General features: G+C 57.4%; 19 protein-coding genes. 9 read left to right on the top strand and 10 right to left on the bottom strand.

Translation table 11 applies throughout. The annotated features are described in order from the left end of the window. Nucleotides 1–51: 51 nt before the first annotated feature. The 5 genes from GH722_02085 to GH722_02065 all read right to left on the bottom strand — a co-directional run bounded on the left by GH722_02085 (nt 52) and on the right by GH722_02065 (nt 4,946). Nucleotides 52–978, bottom strand: coding sequence for a TAXI family TRAP transporter solute-binding subunit (locus GH722_02085; protein ID MRG70545.1), 927 nt, complete (start codon nt 976–978; stop codon nt 52–54). A 254-nt stretch (nt 979–1,232) separates the two neighbouring features. Continuing rightward, on the bottom strand, nt 1,233–2,120 hold the full coding sequence (locus GH722_02080) for a prephenate/arogenate dehydrogenase family protein (GenBank protein ID MRG70544.1): 888 nt from the start codon (nt 2,118–2,120) through the stop codon (nt 1,233–1,235). Beyond that, nucleotides 2,120–3,208 (bottom strand): histidinol-phosphate transaminase, encoded by a 1,089-nt coding sequence (locus GH722_02075; GenBank protein ID MRG70543.1) that lies wholly within the window; start codon nt 3,206–3,208, stop codon nt 2,120–2,122. The genes GH722_02080 and GH722_02075 overlap by 1 nt, the downstream gene beginning before the upstream one ends. Nucleotides 3,209–3,212: 4 nt before the next feature. Continuing rightward, nucleotides 3,213–4,109, bottom strand: coding sequence for a chorismate mutase (locus GH722_02070; GenBank protein MRG70542.1), 897 nt, complete (start codon nt 4,107–4,109; stop codon nt 3,213–3,215). 72 nt (nt 4,110–4,181) lie between these two features. Beyond that, nucleotides 4,182–4,946 carry a methyltransferase domain-containing protein gene (locus GH722_02065; protein ID MRG70541.1) on the bottom strand — a complete coding sequence of 255 codons (765 nt, stop codon included), beginning with the start codon at nt 4,944–4,946 and terminating at the stop codon, nt 4,182–4,184. Between the two features lie 63 nt (nt 4,947–5,009). On the opposite strand from GH722_02065, the gene gloB reads away from it, so the two are divergent. From gloB to GH722_02050, 3 genes are read left to right on the top strand one after another with little or no spacing between them, the layout of a single operon-like run. Then, entirely contained in the window at nt 5,010–5,780 is a 771-nt protein-coding gene (gene gloB, locus GH722_02060) for a hydroxyacylglutathione hydrolase (protein ID MRG70540.1), read from the top strand. Between the two features lie 59 nt (nt 5,781–5,839). Next, nucleotides 5,840–6,664: an EamA family transporter gene (locus GH722_02055; protein MRG70539.1), complete on the top strand. Its 825-nt coding sequence runs from the start codon at nt 5,840–5,842 to the stop codon at nt 6,662–6,664. Beyond that, the gene (locus GH722_02050; protein ID MRG70538.1) at nt 6,661–7,089 is read left to right on the top strand and encodes a cupin; all 429 of its coding nucleotides are present in this window, start codon (nt 6,661–6,663) and stop codon (nt 7,087–7,089) included. The genes GH722_02055 and GH722_02050 overlap by 4 nt, the downstream gene beginning before the upstream one ends. Before the next feature lie 7 nt (nt 7,090–7,096). Here GH722_02050 and GH722_02045 read toward each other — a convergent pair whose 3' ends face one another. After that, nucleotides 7,097–7,864: a hypothetical protein gene (locus GH722_02045; GenBank protein ID MRG70537.1), complete on the bottom strand. Its 768-nt coding sequence runs from the start codon at nt 7,862–7,864 to the stop codon at nt 7,097–7,099. Continuing rightward, nucleotides 7,864–9,474 (bottom strand): hypothetical protein, encoded by a 1,611-nt coding sequence (locus GH722_02040; GenBank protein MRG70536.1) that lies wholly within the window; start codon nt 9,472–9,474, stop codon nt 7,864–7,866. The genes GH722_02045 and GH722_02040 overlap by 1 nt, the downstream gene beginning before the upstream one ends. Before the next feature lie 77 nt (nt 9,475–9,551). Between GH722_02040 and GH722_02035 the strand changes: the two genes are divergently transcribed. From GH722_02035 to GH722_02025, 3 genes are read left to right on the top strand one after another with little or no spacing between them, the layout of a single operon-like run. Beyond that, nucleotides 9,552–9,932 carry a hypothetical protein gene (locus GH722_02035; GenBank protein ID MRG70535.1) on the top strand — a complete coding sequence of 127 codons (381 nt, stop codon included), beginning with the start codon at nt 9,552–9,554 and terminating at the stop codon, nt 9,930–9,932. A gap of 27 nt (nt 9,933–9,959) precedes the next feature. Further along, nucleotides 9,960–10,550 (top strand): hypothetical protein, encoded by a 591-nt coding sequence (locus GH722_02030; protein MRG70534.1) that lies wholly within the window; start codon nt 9,960–9,962, stop codon nt 10,548–10,550. Nucleotides 10,551–10,569: 19 nt separating this feature from the next. Beyond that, nucleotides 10,570–12,267: a HAMP domain-containing protein gene (locus GH722_02025; GenBank protein MRG70533.1), complete on the top strand. Its 1,698-nt coding sequence runs from the start codon at nt 10,570–10,572 to the stop codon at nt 12,265–12,267. A gap of 46 nt (nt 12,268–12,313) precedes the next feature. On the opposite strand, the gene GH722_02020 is transcribed toward GH722_02025, so the two are convergent. Together GH722_02020 and GH722_02015 are read right to left on the bottom strand one after the other, a co-directional pair. Further along, a complete protein-coding gene (locus tag GH722_02020; protein MRG70532.1) occupies nt 12,314–13,402 on the bottom strand; it encodes a 4-oxalomesaconate tautomerase in 1,089 nt (362 codons plus the stop codon). Between the two features lie 233 nt (nt 13,403–13,635). Then, complete coding sequence (locus GH722_02015) at nt 13,636–16,038, bottom strand: HAMP domain-containing protein (GenBank protein MRG70531.1); 2,403 nt, start codon at nt 16,036–16,038, stop codon at nt 13,636–13,638. 188 nt (nt 16,039–16,226) lie between these two features. Between GH722_02015 and GH722_02010 the strand changes: the two genes are divergently transcribed. Then, the gene (locus GH722_02010) at nt 16,227–16,808 is read left to right on the top strand and encodes a hypothetical protein (GenBank protein ID MRG70530.1); all 582 of its coding nucleotides are present in this window, start codon (nt 16,227–16,229) and stop codon (nt 16,806–16,808) included. 19 nt (nt 16,809–16,827) lie between these two features. On the opposite strand, the gene GH722_02005 is transcribed toward GH722_02010, so the two are convergent. Continuing rightward, nucleotides 16,828–17,697, bottom strand: coding sequence for an EamA family transporter (locus tag GH722_02005; protein ID MRG70529.1), 870 nt, complete (start codon nt 17,695–17,697; stop codon nt 16,828–16,830). A 192-nt stretch (nt 17,698–17,889) separates the two neighbouring features. Here GH722_02005 and GH722_02000 point away from each other — a divergent pair, with 192 nt between their 5' ends. Both GH722_02000 and GH722_01995 read left to right on the top strand, forming a co-directional pair. After that, a complete protein-coding gene (locus GH722_02000; GenBank protein MRG70528.1) occupies nt 17,890–18,663 on the top strand; it encodes a UTRA domain-containing protein in 774 nt (257 codons plus the stop codon). Continuing rightward, entirely contained in the window at nt 18,575–19,933 is a 1,359-nt protein-coding gene (locus GH722_01995; protein ID MRG70527.1) for an acetyl-CoA hydrolase, read from the top strand. The genes GH722_02000 and GH722_01995 overlap by 89 nt, the downstream gene beginning before the upstream one ends.

Genomic DNA, 19,933 nt, shown 5'->3' with positions numbered 1-19,933 from the left:
CCAGTGATCAGAGTCACTGGCCCGTTTTCCCGATACATTTTCAGGACCGCCCTATTTCCGGAAATACCGTTCTGCACCGGGATGCAGGGGGATACGCAGTTTCAGCGAGTTTTCCGGCACGATCTGGCGGGCGATGGCATTGTTAGCGGCGAACTCTTCCATGTTCCCGTAGATCGCCTGAGTGATCTGGAAGACCTTTTCCTCATCCATTCCGGCATCGACAATCAGCACGTTGTTGACACCCAGCACCACGCCGTCTGCGGCGGTGTTATAAACATCCTTTGGTACGATGACTTCGTTATAGTTCGGATATTTCTTCAGGGCTTCCGCCATCTTGTCAGCAGGCAGAGCAATGAATTTCAGTGACTTGTTTGCCTGTGCCTGCATGACAGCACCTGCCGGATAGCCGCTGAGGGCAAAAGCGGCATCGACATTACCGTCGGCCAGCTGGCTGAACCCGTCACCATAGGACAGGAAGCTTGGCGTGATGTCTTCAATGGTCATGCCATAGAGGCCAAGTACCTGATTCAGGAACGGGATGGTGCCGCCGCCGGCAGGGCCGACCGCAATCCGTTTGCCCTTCAGATCGGCAATTGTCTCGATCGGGGAATCGGCCAGCGTCATCATATGCAGGATGCTGAAATGCAGGGCACCGACGGCGCGCAGGTTCATCGCCCCGGCTTTCTTGTACATGGCCGCGCCCTTGTTCGCGAGCACTGCCAGATTGTTGTTGGTGATGGCAATTTCAACTTCACCACTGTTGACCAGACGCGGGTTCTGAACCGATCCCTGCGTGACGACGGGCACCATTGTCAGTCCGTCTGCATGTTTGTTCACAAGTGACGATATGGCCTGCCCGACCGGGTAGAAGGCACCGCCCTGACTGGCGGTTCCGATACGCAGTTCTTCGGCCTGTGCCGTGAAAACCGAAGTTGTCAGCGCGACGGCGCCGAGAATAGCTGTGACTGTAGATTTCATGAAATCCTCCCGTTGGATCAATCTGCTGCGGTAAGGCGGCTTGGCCGCTCTTGGTTTTCTGGTCGCCTGACAGCGCGGCCCCGCAATCCGGGCCATGCGCACGTTGGACAAAATATCGATAAAAATATTCATATGTCAAATATATGGTTATTTTTTGACAAGATGTCGTGCTGCTATGTGGGGGGATCGCGTCAGACATGCAGAAGCATCCTCTCCGCAGATGCGGAAAGAGTCAGAACCGGATGTCGGATGCTTTAAGCCTGCTTGGCGTCGATGATGCTGCGGCGGACGGCGCGGGTCCGGGTAAACAGTTCTTCCAGCGCATCACCGTCACTGCGGCGGATCGAGCGTTGCAGCGCGGTCAGGTCTTCCGTAAACCGGCCAAGAACTTCCAGAACGGCTTCCCGGTTGTTCAGGAAAACATCACGCCACATCACGGGGTCAGAAGCGGCAATGCGGGTGAAATCCCGGAAGCCACTGGCTGAATAGCGGATCACTTCCTGTTTCAGGTCGTCACCCAGTTCCGTTGCGGTCCCGACGATCGAGAAGGCGATGAGGTGTGGTAAATGCGAGGTGATGGCCAGCACCTGATCGTGATGTTCCGGTGCCATGGATTCAACCATGCTGCCAAAACCCTGCCACATCCGGGCGACGGTCTCCAGCGCATCAGGGTCGGTATCTTCAAGTGGTGTGAGGATCAGCCAGCGATCCTGAAACAGTTCCAGAAAGCTGGCGTCCGGACCGGAATGTTCGGTCCCGGCAATCGGATGGCCGGGAACCAGATGTACGCCCGCCGGGACATGGGGGCGGAGATAGCTGACAACCTTGGTTTTGACCGACCCGACATCGGTCAGGATGGCCCCCGGCTTCATGACCGGGCCGATCAGTGCGCCAATGGTTCCATAGGTTCCGATGGGGGTGCAGATGATGACGATATCCGCATCACGCACGGCTTCTGCCGGATCTTCGATGGCAATGTCACAAAGGCCAAGTTCCAGTGCCCGGTCACGGGTTTGCTTGTTGCGGGCACAGGCGACGATTTCAGTCGCCATCCCATGATGGCGCAAATTCCGGGCAATAGAGCCGCCGATCAGGCCAATCCCGATCAGGGTGGCCCGTTTGAACAGGGGAGTGTCAGTCATCAGCCGGTCGATTCAATATATTGTCTGAGTGCCGAGACACAGATTTCCATCTCGTCGGTCTGGCCGATGGATATCCGCAGCGAATCCGGCAGGCCATAGCCGCCCATACGCCGGACGATGATGCCGGAAGACTTGAGCGCCATATCTGCGCCTTCTGCGGTTGTCTGATCGCGGAACCGTACGAGGACAAAGTTACCGAGGCTGGGGACAGCAGTGACACCGGACATCCCGTCAATCTGGGACATGAACCAGGAGCGGGTGGTTTCATTATGCTGCAGGCTGCGTTCCAGGAAATCGGTGTCTTCCAGCGCAGCAACCCCGGCGGCCTGTGCCGCGGCGGTGGTGTTGAACGGGCCCCGCAACCGGTTCAGCACATCCATGATATGTGGCGGACCATAGGCCCATCCCAGCCGCAATGCACCGAGACCAAAGACTTTCGAGAAAGTCCGTGTCATGACCACGTTATCGCAGGCATCAACCAGTTCGTTGCCGGGGTCGTAATCGTTGCGGCTGACAAATTCGGCATAAGCCGCATCAATGACGAGGAGTGTACGGTCAGGCAGTCCGGCGCGCAGACGTGCAACCTCGCCCTTCGGCAGATAGGTGCCGGTGGGGTTGTTCGGATTGGCGAGGAAAACGATCCGCGTGCGATCCGTGACCGCAGCCAGCAGCGCATCGACATTTGCCGTAAGGTCAGTTTCCGGGGCAGAGACGGGGGTTGCCCCGACTGTATGCGCGGAAATCGGATACATCAGGAAGCCGTGCTCGGAATACAGAATTTCATCATCCGGTCCGGCATAGGCCCGGCACAGCATCGAGATCAGTTCATCTGATCCGTTGCCGCAGACAATCTGTTTGGCATCAAGGCCGAAATGGGCGCCGATTGCATCCCGCAGCCGGTTCGCGCCGCCGTCCGGATAGCGATGCAGATTAGCAGCCTCTGTCGTATAGGCAGCCATGGCTTTCGGGCTGGGCCCGAGAGCGCCTTCGTTCGAGCTGAGCTTGATGATCCGCTGCTGGCCATCCAGCGCAGATTCACCCCCGACATAGGGGCTGATTTTCATAATTCCGGGACGCGGGGTCAGCATCGGTCTAGTCCTTGTCTTCCGCGATCAGGGGCGCTGTCTGCAATGATTCTGCGCTCAGTGGGGTCGCATAGCTGCCAACCGAATAGATCGACCCGACATATTGTCCGACCTTGGCTTTGAACGCCTGAACGCTGTCATCAGCCGGATCGAGAAAACCTTCGACATCAATCAGTTTCAGCCAGCTTTCCGGGTCGCTGTCGGCCCGCCACATACCAAGGATCGAGCCTTTCAGGCCGGCATCGACAAGGGCGCTGTTCAGGCCGGAGCGGCTGATCCGTTCACTGGTTTCAACGGCCAGCATGGTCCGGTCATCACCGGTCGGCCGCCGGACCAGACGCGCGATGGCAAATGCTTCGGTTTCGCTGCGGCCATTGCTTTGTCCGCCGAACGGCAGACGGGCAAAAATCTTGGGGGAGCGCTTTTCATCACCCAGCAGCAGACGCCACCAGGGATAGGATTCTTCCTCATCCGGCATCGGAAGGATACCAACGGACTGAGAGCCGTCGCTGACAGCCTTCACCACATCGCCGGTTGAACGGTAGGAAACCATCGGCGTGAAACTGCCAAAATAATCGCGGGCGTGATCCCAGGTGCCGGGCTTGTTTTCAGGTGCAAACACCGCGACGGAAAAAGGCCCCTGCAGGCCAACGGTTGCCGACAGCATCTCCCGCCACATGCGGATCATGACCTTCTTCGGGAAGGCACCTTCATGCCGTTCGACAAGACGGCGCATCATCATGGCTTCACGGTCGGGCTGCAGCGGAATGACGCTGGTTTTACCTTTGAGTTTGCCCACACGGCCGACGACTTCGGCCCGGCGCTGCAGCAGTTTCTGCAATTCCGTGTCAATGGCATCGATTTCATCGCGCAGGGCGGAGAGGTCTGGTGGTAAATCTGTCATGGTTTCGTTTTCCGGCAGCCGGACGTCCGGCAAAGGGCGGATAGTTTTAGTGTGGGGCGGGCGGCAAGGCAATCATTCCGGTGTCGTATGTTTAATACTTTTACGGGCTTCCCGACGGGCACTTGCCGGACGAGGAGCCGGTAACAGACGCCGCCGTCGTTTCATGCTGGGTTCCGCATTGGCAGCATAGATCTGCTTGTTGGCCTCGACCAGCAGGACGCCGGAAAATGAGGGCATGATGTGGCTGGCGGCCCGTTCCCATGCCGGTGCCGAGCGTAACATCAGCCGGCGTTTGCTGGGCGGCATGAACAGGGCATTCCGGGTCTGTAACGGGGTAAACATCATGTCCCGCAGAAGCCGGGACAGCTGTGATCTCGAATAGGGCGTCCCATGGCCGAACGGGGTTCGTTCAAACCGCGCCCAGATACCCCGGCGATTGGGAGCCATCACCAGCAGTTTTCCGTTACCGGCCAGCACCCGCCAGCATTCGCGGAGCATCCGGCGTAACTGCTCACTGCATTCTACGGAATGGATCAGCAGCAACCGGTCAACACTAAGATCCGGCAGGGGCAGTTCCGCTTCATCGGCCAGCAGGGTCAGGCCCGGTTCTTCCCGTGGCCAGTGGATCACCCCCTGTCCGGCCGGCATGATGGCGCAGACACGCGACGCCTGTGCCATGAAGGGGCGAAGATAGGGCGTTGCGTAACCGACACCGACAACGCTCTGGCCGGTGACATCGGGCCATATCTCACGCAATTTGCGCCGCAGGATATACTGCGCTGTATGGCCCAGATGCGACTGGTAGAATTCGTGGAGGTCGACAACATCGCTAAACATGCGATAACGCTATCAGAATGCTAGCTTGCGGCAACAGCAACCGTGTGTCGGAACCGGAGAGATATGGCTGAACTGAAAATCGAACAGATCCCCGTCCTTGATGACAACTACGTTTATCTGATCCGGGAGCCGGACAGCGGCCTCTGTGCGGTCGTTGACCCGGCTGTGTCGGATCCGGTGCTGAAACGCGCCGACGATCTGGGATGGCGGATCACGCATATCCTGAACACGCACCATCATGGCGATCATGTCGGCGGCAATATGGCGATCAAGGCTGCAACCGGCTGCACCATCGTCGGCCCGAAGGCTGACCGCGACCGTATTCCCGGCATTGATATTGAACTGGCAGACGGTGATCGCTGGATGTTCGGGGAACAGGAAGTCCGGGTCTTTGATGTTCCCGGTCACACACGCGGGCATATCTGTTTCTGGTTTGCCGGGTCACAGGCATTGTTCATCGGTGATACCCTGTTTGCGCTGGGTTGCGGACGACTGTTTGAGGGAACACCGTCGCAGATGTGGTCGTCGCTGTCGAAACTGCGTCCGATGCCGGATGAAACCCGGGTTTACTGTGCCCATGAATATACCCAGTCGAATGCCCGCTTTGCGGTGACCGTGGAAACTTCCAACAAGGCACTCCGTGAACGTTCGGAGGCGATAGATCTGGCCCGGCAGGCCGGGCGTCCGACAGTCCCCTCGACCCTTGGTGAAGAGCGGGCGACCAATCCGTTTCTGCGGGTGGATCAGGCTGCCCTGCAACAGGATATCGGGATGGCCGGAGCGCTGCCGGAGGATGTCTTTGCCGAAGTCCGCCAGCGCAAGGACCGGTTCTGAGCCCGGCACGGGATCACCCGACAGACATTCGCCGCGGTATTCTCTGGGTGCTTGCGGCGATGTTCCTGTTTGTCTGCCTTGATACCAATTCCAAATATCTGGCGCAGACACTGCCGATCCCGCAGGTGGTCTGGGCGCGGTTCATGTTTCATTTCGTGCTGGTTGCCCTGTTGCTGCGCGGCCGGTTCATGCCGACCATCAAAAGCCGGGCGCCGGGTCTGCAACTGGTGCGCAGTGCCCTGCTGGCGACGACAACCGGGCTTTTTGTCTGGGCGCTCAGTCTGGTTCAGCTGGCGGAAGCGTCGACGATCATGTTTCTGTCGCCAATTCTGGTGACGGCACTGGCAGCCCCGTTACTGGGGGAACATGTCGGTATCCGGCGATGGATCGGTATCGGTGCCGGGTTTCTGGGGGCGATGATTATTATCCGGCCCGGCTTTGGCGTCTTTGCTTTTGCGGCATTGCCGCCGCTGGCCGCGGCCCTGACCAATGCCCTGTATCAGCTATCCACGCGCCGGGTTGCTGATTCAGACAGCCCGATTACGTCTTTTGCCATTGCCCCGCTGTTCGGTACGGCGCTGATGACAGTTGTTGTGCCATTTTACTGGATCGAACCGTCCCTGACGGAATGGATTCTGATGGTGACCGTTGGTTTGTTCGGAGCGATCAGCCATTATTGCCTGATCCGGGCTTTTGATGCTGCACCGGCGTCGGCGGTCATTCCATTCGGCTATACAACGCTGATCTGGGCTGTCGTGATAGGCTTTCTGGTGTTCGGGGAATTGCCGGATATCTGGACCTTTGTCGGAGCCGGGGTCATTATAACCAGCGGCCTGTACATCTTTCACCGTGAACGCGTTACCAAAGGCAAGCAGAAGGCATGACGCCGGAAAGACTGATCAAGCAACTGGGTTTGCAGCCGCATCCCGAGGGCGGGTATTACCGGGAAGTCTTCCGGTCCTCCGTGCTGGTTGATGAAAAGCGGGCTGCCTCCACATCAATTTATTATCTGTTGCAGGCGGGTGAAGTGTCGCACTGGCATCGCATAGATGCGGACGAATGCTGGCATCATTATGCGGGATCACCGCTCATCCTGTCGCTCAGCGATGACGGTATAACGACCCGGGATATGATTCTTGGTACTGCTTTTGAACGGGGTGAGGAGGCTTTTGCGGTGGCGCCGAAGGGTGTCTGGCAGTCCGCAAAAACCATGGGTGACTGGTCGCTGGTCGGCTGCAGCGTCGCGCCGGGGTTTCAGTTTGGCGGATTCGAGATGGCTGCTGCTGACTGGCAGCCCGGTCAGGGCTGACGCTGGTTCAGGACCGGCGCAGCAATCGCTTCACGACCTGTTCACTCGCCCTGCTCCAGGCCTTCAGGGCGTCTTCTGACACCAGCTGTGACAGCCCCTGTTCCGTGATGCCACCGGGCGTCGCGAGGTCATCAATCATATCCGATATCGGCTGACCGGGATGCTTCAGTATCATGCCGGTGGCGGCGCGAAAGCTGTGTGTCGTGATGTGACGGGCCACCGCCGGGTCCAGCCCTTCTGATATGGTGTAGTCCGTCACTTCGGCAATCAGGGCAAAGACCCAGCCATAGACAGCGGCATTGACCGTGGCGAGGTCGAAGGATGCCTCATCCGGCAGTGCGACAACCGGGCCCAGGGACTTCAGGGCTTGTCGCAAAGCCGGGCTGTCCGGGAACAGCAGTGTCGGGCTTTCGCCAATTCTGGAGGCAGTCAGCGGCATGGCGCGGTGACAGGCCGCAGGTTCGGCGGCTTTCAGGTCTTCCAGGGTAACGCCGGCGCAAACCGAAACAAGATGCTGACCGGCACGCCAGGGCAGCCCGGTGATGGCCTGTGCTGCCTGATCCGGACGGCTGGCGAGAATGACGATGTCGGAATGCTCCACAACGGCGGCGTTGCTGTCGGCGATGGTCAGGTCATATTCACGGGAAAGACTGGCAGCTTTCGAGGCGTTACGCGGCGACAGCAGAATTTCCGGTCGTTCTTCCGGGTGGCGCATCCAGCCAGCAACCAGTTCCTGAGCCAGATGTCCGACACCAATAATGCCAATGCGGGTCATTATGAAATGTCTCCGGTTTTGTTCAGATGCCGGTCAATGGCCAGAAGTGCGTCTGAGAGATTGGCACAGGGGATAACGCCGAGGGCTTCAAGCTCTGCTTCAACCTGTCGCGGCAGGGAAGTGTTGGAGCCGTCGGCAATTTCGTTCAGCCGGCCACCAATCAGGATCAGCGGGCGGGCCGGCCCCTCAGGCAGGCAGTCAGCGACCTGACGGGCAAAGGCGCTGGCAACACCGTTATAGGTGGAGATTGCGATCACATTGACGCCTTCAGCCATTGCGGTACGGGCCAGGTCATCAGCATCAACGGAAACACCGCCATCAAGCGTGTTTATCCCCACCCGCCGCCAGGCGGCCTCGACGAAATGCTTCCCATGTTCATGAACATCGGTGGAAGCGACAATGGCGTTGATCTCCATTGTCGGGATCGCCCGCAGCAGTTCAGGATCAATATCTTCAAGTTCCCGGTCGACCATGCGTTCAATGGCGGTCAGGGTGGGTGAGGGGGCAACAGGCTGGCGTCCATGGGCCGCTGCCGGATCTGGCGCGCCGGCTCCGAAAAGCTCCTCCAGCCGGCGTCCGCCAATGCGGCGCAGCGCCAGAAGCATTTCGAATGGATCGCTGGTGTCATAGCCGGCACTTGTCAGCCCGGTCATCAGGTTGCTGTGGAACTGCCGGGCACCGTCGACCAGCCGGTCTGTCAGCCGGTCAATGGCGCTGGTGTCGATCAGCTTCTCCATGCCGGAGAAGCTGTCCAGCAGCCGGATGGCAAATCGCTGCGCATCAATGACCTCGCTGATGTCGGGAATACGGCTGTTCTCGGTGACCGGAACAGGGTTGATGGCATGGCCGCTGGGCAGCAGATGCTGAGACAAAATGTCGGTGCTGAGATAACCGGCAAGCGCCGCATAGTTCTCCACGTCATCGCCGCGATAACCCATCGTTGCGCCATAGATCATGCTGCCGGGTGTCGGGTTCAGCCGGGCCTGTGCGCGCTGAAAGGCAAGGCGCGGGCCTGCTTCGGTAAAATGGTGGCCAAAGCAATGAGCCAGCGGCACGCCGCAAAGGGCCTCGATGATATGTTTCTCTGTCAGCACGGCGCCCAGCGCGCTCGACATATCGGTGAACTGTGCGGCAAACCCGTCATCGAGATTCGAATGGATGAGCATCTCGACCGGCTGACCGGAGATCAGGCCGATGGCCTCGACGGTGGCTTCCGTACAGGCGATATCGTCATCCCAGTCCGGCAGCCGGAAGGTGAAGTACTGACCGAGATTGCCAATCGTTGTCGAGCCGCCAGCCAGTGCCATACGGGTGTTTTCGACGGCGGCAGGAAAACCCAGAACAAAGTCACCAAAATGCGCCGCGACCGGGGCCTGGGCTGTCAGTTGCGCGACGGCTGCTTCGTCTGCGATGATCAGTCCGGTGCCACGCTGACGATCCTTTCTGTCGTCGCGCCGGTACCCCATGCTCCAGTCCAGACAAATTCCGTAACGTTCTGGTGGCTGACCGGCATCCAGCCCCTGCTGGTAAATTTCCGCCCAGGCCTTCCGTGTCAGCTCAGGATCGCGGTAGCCAATCTGGGCATGCAGGGCAATGGACCGGTTTGCCATATTCCGTCGCTTGCGTTCGATTTCGCTGCTGACCGCATAATGCGTATTGAAGGCAGAATATTCGACCGGGTACTGTGATGCGCTGGCTCGACCGCGTGCGAGAACGGCAGCACCAGAACCTGTCGGTAAATCCGCGAGCAATTTGCTGCGATGAGGAAGCTGGTTCGTCACGGGTGGAAAACAGTTCTCGGGAAATGGCGGGCGGATGGCCGGGTCCGGAAGGTTTTCTGTCCAGCGCGGGGGCTGGCGGAACGGTTGATTTCTCTGATTTTCATGGCTTCCGATTCTGGCTTGTCGATCACCAATCTTCACGTCCGATGCTGGTGACTGCAAGCCCGCATCGGAATGTTGGTGAGGGTCGTTGTGGTAAACACTTATTGAGTGACGGTCAGGTAATAGGCATAACCCCGCCATCAAATATTTTAATGCTGTTTTATTTATTTATGGCATTAGAGTAAGGGATTTGTATGTGGTGGGGAAAAGCTATGAAGTTGACTATCGCTGTTGTTTCGTTCTGGTATTTTATTTTGGGGGCGGTTGCGTACGCTAACTCGCCTTCTCTGGATCTGATTGACGAGTCAGTACTCGCCAAAATCCGAAGCACTCTGGATCACCCTATCGTTGTGATTTCTGTAAAGGCACAGAATAACATTTACGGAGACCTTGATGAGGCAGCCATTCTGAAACTCGACAAGCAATGGCGGGCTGAAACGAAGTCAGATGACCAGCCACTGATCGCAAGTGTCATGTCGGCACCGCTGTCGACCTTCCTTACATTGCAGCAGGCCCAGCATCAGGGGCTGTTTTCCGAAGTTTTTGTGATGGACCGTAATGGTCTCAATGTGGGGCAGGGTGCGGTCACGTCAGACTACTGGCAGGGCGATGAGGCGAAGTTCCTGAAAACCTTCCCGGTTGGGCCGGATGCGGTTTTTATTGATGAGCCTGAATTCAATGAAGATTTCAAGACGTGGCGTACGCAGGTCAGCCTGACGCTTTCGCGCGAAGGTGAGAAGCTGGGGGTGGCCACGTTTGAGGTGAACCTAACGGAGCTGGAGCGTCTGAAGAACGCCCGATAAGAGAAACGGAGAGACGCTGATGTTCGGATTTACGCAAAATATCAAGATACCGACGAAGCTGTTAATTGCGTTCGCGCTGTTGATTGTCGTAACGATTATCATGGCTGCAATGACGATACTTCAGGTGCTGCGTATTGGCGCGGCAGAGGAACGCCTGAACGCTGTATGGCAGGCAAATACGTCCTTTACGCAATATGAAAGAGCCTTCAACAAGCGCCGTGAAGCTGTTCTGTTCTACCTGATTACAGGTGACCGGAGCGCCGTTGCCCAAGTCACCAAAGCGCGGGAAAGCATGGCCAGCCTGACCTCTGCCCTGAACGGCATGAAAGGCAATCCTCATCTGCCGGCGAATCTGGAGCAGGCGGTTGAAGAAGCCATCGCACTGTCCGGGAATTATGATACTGCATTCGTATCCCCGCAGTTGCAGCTGATGCGTCATTTCGAGACAGTGACCGAAGCCCGCGTCACAGAAGTGACGAAAGAGCCGGAGAAGGTCGTCGCTCAGTTCAATATGGCGCAGGAAAAAGTGCAGGGTATTCTGGCAGACGAGATCAGTGATGCCGCAATGGCTGTCACCGGCGCGATTGAGCAGACCAAGATCACGTTGATCCTTGGTGTGTTGGTGCTTTTTGTCTCGGCGCTTGGTCTTGCCTTCATGCTGACCCGGCTGATTGCCCGGCCGATTACCGGCATGACCGATACCATGAGTGAACTGGCGGACGGTAATCTCGATGTTTCGGTTAGTGGCGGTGACCGCCGGGATGAGATTGGTTCAATGGCTGCGGCTGTTCTGGTCTTCCAGGAGAACGCCAGAGAACGGGTCAAACTGCATGCACTGGAAGAAGAGAAACAACGTGTTGAGGCAGAACGTCAGCGTCAGCTTGCTGAACTGACGAAGAAGTTTAGCAGCGAGGCCGAGGAACTGTCCGGCAGTGTTCAGTCGGCATTGCAGATCGTGTTGTCTTCTGTTGGGACCCTGTTGTCGAATGCAGCGCAAACCGGCCAGCAGGCGCAGGATGTCTCGGCTGGAGCTGTTGAAGCTTCTGCCAATATTCAGACCGTTGCGTCGGCATCGACTGAGCTGACAGCCTCGATTTCAGAAATCTCCAACCAGATTTCCCGGGCTGCTTCCGTCTCCCGGCAGGCTGTTGAAGATGCGGAGTCCACAAATACACGTGTCACGTCGCTGAGTTCGGCGGCCGAGCAGGTCGGACAGGTGGTTACCCTTATTCAGGATATTGCGGAACAAACCAACCTGCTGGCCCTGAATGCGACCATTGAAGCGGCCCGGGCCGGTGAGGCAGGCAAAGGGTTTGCCGTTGTTGCGTCGGAAGTGAAAAACCTTGCGAACCAGACGGCGCGTGCCACGGATGAGATCAAGTCGAAGATTGACGAGATCCAGAATGAAACCAGCGTGACAGCGGAATCGATCCGGGGGTTCCGGGAGACAATTCGCCAGATTGATGAACTGGCGACGGCTGTTTCTGCGGCGATCGAAGAACAGGGTGCGGCCACGGCCGAGATTGCCCGGAATGTCGAGCAGGCCGCTGCAAGCACCAGCGAGATATCAACTCTGATGGGGTCGGTTGCCAGTTCGGCGAACGAAACTGATGTTGTGGCGCATAATCAGGAAAATGCGGTTTCTGACCTGGGACGCCAGAACGATCAGCTTCAGAATTCGATCAAGAATTTCATCAGCGCCGTTGAAAAAATCTGACCGGTAGGCTGATACCGTTTCCGGGGGGCTGTTCCCGGGGATGGTATCAGCCGGTCAGTACGCTGTGAGGCACATATATTTCACCGGCAAACAACCTGCGGGTTGTGCGCAGGGTTCCGGCCTTCAGCAGATTGAAACCATCGCCCGTGCGGTCAACTTCCAGAACGGTCTTGAGAGACCCGGTGGGATGCTCAATCTCAATCGTTTCACGCGGCAGCCGTTCAACCCGTGCAATGCCGTCAGCGATCGTGCCGGGGATAACACAGCAACTGCCGACGCAGATTGACCCGGTAACGGCGAAGGCTGCATGGGTCTGTGTCGGGACAAAGTATCGCGACGCGACAGTCCCGCCATTGCGGGGCGGGGCGACAATCCCGAATTTTGGCAGGACCTTGCCGGAGACATCTCCAAATCCCATCCGTTCACCGGCTTCAAGACGAATGTCTTCCAGACGTTTGAAGAAGTCCCGGTCTGCATCCAGTTCCAGATGACTTTCATATCCGGTCTTGCCCATGGATTCTGCAGTTGCGAGAACCATCGGCATGGCAACGTCGATGCAGGTAACATCTATGCCGCCGATACGGTCTTTCGGATTACCTGTCGGGAACAGCTTCCCGGTCTTTGAGCCAACCACATCCATAAAGTTCAGCACCACAGGAGCGGCGGTTCCCGGAACCCCGTCAATTGCGGTATCGCCATCATAAGTCACTTTTCCTCCGGGCGTCTGAACGACAGCTTCAATCCGCGAATTTGTGTTGACGTTGCGGATCATTACCCGCGTTTCACCATCCGTGGCGGGAACCAGTCCCTGCTCGATGGCATAGGGTCCGACACCGGCCAGCATATTTCCGCAGGAGGGGCTGTAATCAACAAAAGGCTGGTCGAGTGCAACCTGGGCAAACAGGTAATCGACCTGAACGTCGTCCTGTTCTGCCGGCGAGATAATCGCGACCTTGCTGGTCAGCGTCGTGCCGCCACCAATCCCGTTGGTCTGACGTGTGTCGGGGGATCCCATTGCTGCGAGCAGGGTGCGGTCGAGAGCGGCCTGTGCCTCAGGGAGGTCGGATTTCAGGAAATAAGGCCCGCGGGACGTGCCGCCTCGCATCATGACGCAGGGTATTGCTAACTGACTCATCAGGTTTCTCCAGTGAAACGATCGGATCAAATGTCGACCGAAGGGGACCCTGATTTCAACCTATAAAACCCTGTGATGCAAAGACCGGAGACAGTCGCTGCATCCGGTTGTCACAGAATGTCTGTGCAGATGAATTGTGCGTGTGCCCGGAAGGATAAGGAGATTATGTCTGCGGCAGGTCATCACTCTGTCAGGATCTGACATGATGGCCTGCCGCAGACAGTTTGCTCCGGTCAGTCGCCGCTTCTGACCTGTGCGAGGAAGCGGTTGATCTCCGAATTGAGCTTCTCTGACTGTGTAGACAGGTCGCTGGCTGCGGTGAGAACGCTTGTTGAGGCCGTTCCGGTTTCACCAATTGCCTGACTGACAGCGCCAATACTTTCCGTGACGCTGGTTGTCCCGGTTGCTGCTTCCTGGGTGTTGCGGGCAATTTCCTGGGTTGCAGCACCCTGTTCTTCCACGGCGGCAGCAATTGTCGCCCCGACTTCGTTGACGCGCTGGACCATATTGGCAATACGGGCAATGGCGTCGACGGTATCGCGGGTTTCTGCCTGTATCGCCGCGATCTGCTGGCTGATTTCCTCGGTCGCCTTTCCTGTCTGGCTGGCGAGGTTCTTGACCTCGTTTGCGACGACCGCAAAGCCTTTTCCGGCATCACCGGCGCGTGCGGCTTCAATCGTTGCGTTCAGGGCAAGAAGGTTGGTCTGCTCTGCGATATCGGTGATGAGAGCCACAACCGCGCCAATTTTTTCTGCCGCAGCGTCGAGCTGCTTCACTTTGGCATCGGTTTCGTCCGCTTCCCGGGTTGCCTGTTCGATCATGTTGCTGGATTCAGTAACCTGCCGGGATATTTCAGCAATCGAGCTGGACAGTTCTTCTGCCGCCGCGGCCACGGTATTCACATTACCTGCTGCCTGTTCGGCGGATCCGGCAACAGTATCCGACTGACGGGTTGCCTGATCCGCAGAATGGGACATGCCTTCCGCAGTCGCCTGCAGTTCGGTTGCCGCGGCCGAGACACTCTGGACAATGTGGCTGACACTGGCCTCAAACCCGTCTGCCATTTCCAGCCGGGCCTTTTTCTGTTCGGCTTTCTGCCGATCTTCCAGGGCTTTCTGATCTGCCTGAAGCTGACGGACACGCAGCGAATTGTCCTTGAACACCTGTACGGTCCGCGCCATGGCAGCAATTTCATCCTTGCGATCGCTGCCGGGAACATCGATTTCCAGATTGCCGTCGGCCAGTTCCTGCATGGCACCTGTCATGGCACCGACAGGCCGGGTGATTGATCTCGCAATCAGGAAGGCAAATGCAATACCGGCGATGATGCTGCCGATTGCGACAGCAACAATCAGCATGGAGCTTGATTCAAAAAGCCCTTCCAGCAGATTCACTTCCGTCAGGATAGCGAGGTTGGTCCGCATGGTCAGGTCTTCCTGCAGTCCGAACAATTCGTCCCGTACATTGGTGTAGGACTGTCGGGCGACAGCATATTCTTCAAACTGTGTCAGATAGGAGCGTGCTCCGGTGATCATTGATGTAATCAGGTCGTTTCCGGCGGAGTTCTTGGCCAGCGCCGCCATTTTCTCACCGCTCACGAGAATGCTGCCAATGGCATCCTTGGTTTTCTCTGCTTCAGCAGGGTCTCCGGCATACTGAAATTTTGTCTGCGCTGTTTTTGCCCGCTCTACTTCTGCGACAACATGCATTGTGAGCGAGAGCTGGAAAGACGCTTCTTCGATAGCGCCCTGTGCGACCACGGCGATCTGATCGGCGGCGTCAGCCTTGTTGCTGATATTCTTGGCAAAGGCTTGCGTGAAAGAGGAGACCTTGCCGGATTCGCTGATCAGATTCTGTTCGATTTCATAGGTGGTTGCGCCTTCGGAAATAGCCGTCGACAGACTGGCAAAAGCCTGACGGTATTTAGCAACATGACTGGCAACGCTTGCCGCTGCTTCCTCAACCGGCTGTCCGCTCGACAGTTTTTTCAGGCGCAGGGCGCTGAGAAACATTTCCTTGATGCTGTCGGCAGTTTTTTCACCAGCCGACGGAAGGTTGGTCTCGATATATTCTGTCTGTGCAACCCGTGCAGCCAGTGTGGCACGGAGCAGTTTCTCGGACTCATCTTTCAGACCTTTCGCAGAGAGGCGGATTTTGTTGGCTGCGGTCAGGTTGTCGAGGGATTTGCGGAACAGATCATTTTCTGCTTCCACAAGACTGGCTGCGTCTTCCGAAATTCTGGTGCTGCTCTGCAACATTGCCTGACGGGCATTACTGTTCTGCTGGCTGAGTTCCCGGATCGTCGTGACTTTTTCCTGATAGAGTTTCAGGCCGTCTTCGAGAATTTTCTTCTGTGCCCTGGCTTCATCGGTTTCGACTTCAATCTGTTCCTGCCTGTTGATCGCCTGCAGCAGATATCGGTCAGCTTCGTCGAGATAAGAATCTTCGGAAGTGTTGATGAAGTTACGGACAGCGCGGTCAGCATTGCCGAAATAGCGTCCGACTTCCTGTAGCTGCTGGGTGAAAGAAACCCCGCTATTGAAAGAGTTCAGGGCGCTCCAGCCAATGAAACCAACGGCTGCCAGCATCAGTACCAGCGCGCCAAAACCCAGTGAAATCCGTGATCCGATAGTCATATTCCCTCCCGAAGACGTCTGACCGCGTCTGTTTTTCCAAACGGTTGGGAAGGTCGCATATGCATCCGCTCATTTCGATACGTACTTGTACGATAAGTATGATTGCGAATTGCCGGAAAATGCCCGGTTCGTTTTTACTCAGGGTGGTTAGACCGCGTTCTGCGGGCACCAGGAGGCAAAACAAGGAGATGGGAATGTTTAGGAAAACAATGGCGGCACTGGTTTTCACAGCGGTCGCAGGTTTTGGGCTGACAGCGTCGGCAAATGAATTCCGGCCGGAGATCGAGACATTCATGAAGCAGGAAATCATGGGCTGGTTGTCTGATCCGGCCGTTATTTCTGCGATCAAGGCTCAGAACGAGAAACATGCTTCGATCTCCGACGGAGATATTGACACGCTGGACAAGACCTGGCGGGCAGAAGCAAAAGCCGGTGGCGGAGATCTGACGGCCGCAGTGCTGGGCAATGATCTGTCAAAGCTCCTGAAAACAAAGAAAGATGCAGCCGGCGGGAAGATCGCCGAAATGTTCATCATGGACAACAAGGGGCTGAATGTCGGCCAGAGCGACATGACGTCAGATTACATGCAGGGCGATGAAGCCAAGTGGCAGAAGACTTTCAGTCAGGGTGCCGGGGCGATGTTCATCGACGAAGTGGAGTTCGATGACTCCAGTAAGGCTTTCCAGAGTCAGGCGAGCGTGACCATTGTTGATGAGTCTGGCAAGCCGATTGGTGCGATCACCGTTGGTGTCAACGTCGAGAAACTCTGACGCTGAAATTATCGGGTAATTAGGTCTGGCGGCGAAACATGTCTTTCGCCGCCAGAACCGCGCCGGCGACAATGAGCAGGCAGGCGATACTGATGCGCCAGGTCAGTTCAGTTTCGCCAAAAACAACAAGCAGCAATGTTGACAGCAGCGGCGCACAGTAACTTGCCGCTCCGAGCACCCGGATATTGCCTTTTTTCACCCCGTAGTCCCAGGTGAAGAAGGCAAGTCCGACCGGCCCCAGGCCGAGCGCGACAATGGCCAGCCATTGTCCGGTTCCAGACGGAACCACTGTTACCTCAAAAACGAGATGGCACAGGGTGGCAAGAATTGCAGTCGCGGCGCAGAAGCCCCCGACAGCATCGGTCGGAATATGCCCGAACCGTCTGCTCAGAACCGAATAGCCTGACCAGGTCAGCGCGCAGACAGCGGCAGCCAGATAGCCGGTGCTGTACCGGCTGTCGAATGCCAGTCCCTCATCACGGATGATGAGAATCACCGACCCGGCGAGCCCCATGACAGCGCCGGCAATATGATGCCATCTCAGTGTCTCCCCCGGCAGCAGTGCCGAGAAGACGACAATCAGCAAAGGCCACAGATAGGCAATCAGGCTGGCGTCAATGACCGGGGCATTCTTCAGTGCCATGAAATAGAAAAAGTGGTAGCCGAACAATCCTCCGACGCCGAGCAGCCAGACCGGCACAGGTAAAGCCAGGCGATGAAACGGGTTCTGCCCGGCTCGCGCCCATTGTGCGAGCCCAAGAAGGAAGGCCACGGCAAAGGTCATGGCCAGCAACTGAAATGGCGGAATACCGGCGGTTGCCGCGGTAAACAGCGCCAGCGCGCCCCAGAGGAGGATCGCGGAAAACCCGATCAGAGTTGCTTTTTGCATCAGGATCCGCCGGAAAGTCTGTTGAAAGAAGCTGTGTGCAGCAGCCTGCGAAGGTCCGGCAAAATAGGTAGAGTGTCGCCCCCGTGCAAGACCGTGACCGCCGCAGGTTGCAACACCCGCTCATCCCGATATTCTGGCAAATTATCAAGCGCCCGTCAGAGGCGCTGCAGGCGAGGCGGAACAGGAAGAATTATGGCGGCTGCAGTAAGCAGGCGAGCTCCCTTGTATCAGAAGGTCGCGACCGAACTGACAGGGCGTATCGCCAATGAGGTCTATCCGGTAGGGTCAACTTTACCGACTGAAATTGAAATCTGTCAGGAATTTGCCATTAGCAGGCATACGGTCCGGGAAGCGCTGAGAATGCTGTCAGCGGCCGGGCTGATCAGTCGGCGCCAGAAGGCGGGCACCCGGGTCATTGCGAGAACGCCGCCGGCGCGATTTGCCGAAAGTCTGTCGAGCCTTGACGATATCCGGCGTTATTCAAACCGGACCCGGGCAAAACTGGTGAAGCAGGGCGATTTCATTGTCGATGAAACACTTTCAAAACTGCTGGAATGCCCTCCGGGAGAACGCTGGCTGATATTGCAGTCTGTTCGCCGGGAATTGCAGACAGACCGGGCCATCAGTTACACCCGGACCTATCTGAATGTTGTGCTGGAACCGCATCTCGACAAAATTGCAGCATCCGAGACTTCCCGGTTCGCAATTGTCGAGGAAGTGCTGGGTCTGACGATTGAACGGGTGACACAGGATACCAGTGCGACGGCCGTTCCGGCGGATATTGCAGAGCATCTGGGGATTCGCAGCGGGTCGCCAGCTTTGCAGATTGCCCGGCGTTATTATGACGCTGCGGACCGCCTGCTGATGGCGTCCATCAATGTGCATCCGGCGGATCAGTTCAGTTATTCCATTGAAATGCGTCGTACAGACGGCCATTTGCCGCTGCCACAACCGTCGACAATCTGACCCTGTGACTGACCTGCTTCCCCTGTCCGCACTGGATGCGGAATTTGCTGCGGCTGAGAATATCTATCTTCCCGGCAGCATGGCTGAATCACCGGCGCTGCGGGATTATCTGGTCAGAAATCCGGGATTGCTGGCGCAGAAGACCATCTATGGCGTCTGGATTGCTGGTATCAACGCATTCGATTATTCCGGATTGCACCCGTCGGCCCGGAATGTGGCCTATTTCACCGGTCCGGCGCTGGATGACGGTATCCGGAGCGGTCGAACCCGGTTGCTGTCTTTGTCATTCTCTCAGATCTACCGGCATCTTGCGACAGAAGCTCCGCTGGACACAGCCTTCCTGCATGTCTCTCCACCAGACGAGCAGGGGCGTTGCAGCTATGGCGGATGTTCTGATTTTGGCCCCGCTGCACATGGCAGGGCAAAACGGCGGGTCGGACTGGTCAACCGCAACCTGCCGCACACCTTCGGCAGCGCCTGGGCACCGGCTGACAGTTTTGATCTGCTGGTCGATGCGACGGGGCCGGTTCACACATTACCGGTTTCGGAACCGAATGAAGTAACCCGGGCCATCGGCGGACATGTGGCATCACTGGTCCGTAACGGTGACCAGTTGCAACTGGGTATCGGGTCCATGCAGGCTGCGGTGTTTCAGGCCCTGGCGCAGCATCGTGACCTGACCATCCATAGCGGCATGATTTCTGATGCTGTGATGGATCTGGAAGCATCCGGTGCGCTGGCAAATCGCGAGGGGGTGGTCAGAACGGGTATCGTTGCCGGGGATCTGCCGCTGATGCGCTGGATTGACCGTAACCCGAAGGTCCATATGGTTCCGGTGTCAGAGACGCATGAACCGGGTGCCTTGCTGGGGCGGGAAAATTTTGTCGCGATCAATTCGGCGCTGGAAGTCGATCTGCTGGGTCAGGTGAATGCGGAAGCGCGTGGCGGACGGATCATCAGCAGCTCCGGCGGTCTGACCGATTTCATCCGGATGGCCGGATTCTCGCCGGGCGGGCGGCCTGTTGTGGCGCTTGGGTCGACGGCTGCCCGTGGTAGGCTGTCCCGCATCATACCGACGCTTGCGCCGGGTGTGCCTGTCGGTGTTGTCAAAAGTGATCCGCTGATCGTTGTCACCGAACATGGTGTGGCCGATCTTCGCGGGCTGGGTTTTGACGAGAAGGCTGCGGCCCTGATCGCGGTGGCGGCTCCGGATCACCGGGATGCGTTGTCAAAGGGCTGGGCTGACCTGCGGCAACAGCTTTTCGGTTAA

It is taken from the genome of Alphaproteobacteria bacterium HT1-32 (assembly GCA_009649675.1).
Taxonomy (GTDB): Bacteria; Pseudomonadota; Alphaproteobacteria; order Rhodospirillales; family HT1-32; genus HT1-32.
The sequence above is the reverse complement of the archived record's forward strand: the minus strand, read 5'-3'. Positions and strand labels throughout refer to the sequence as shown.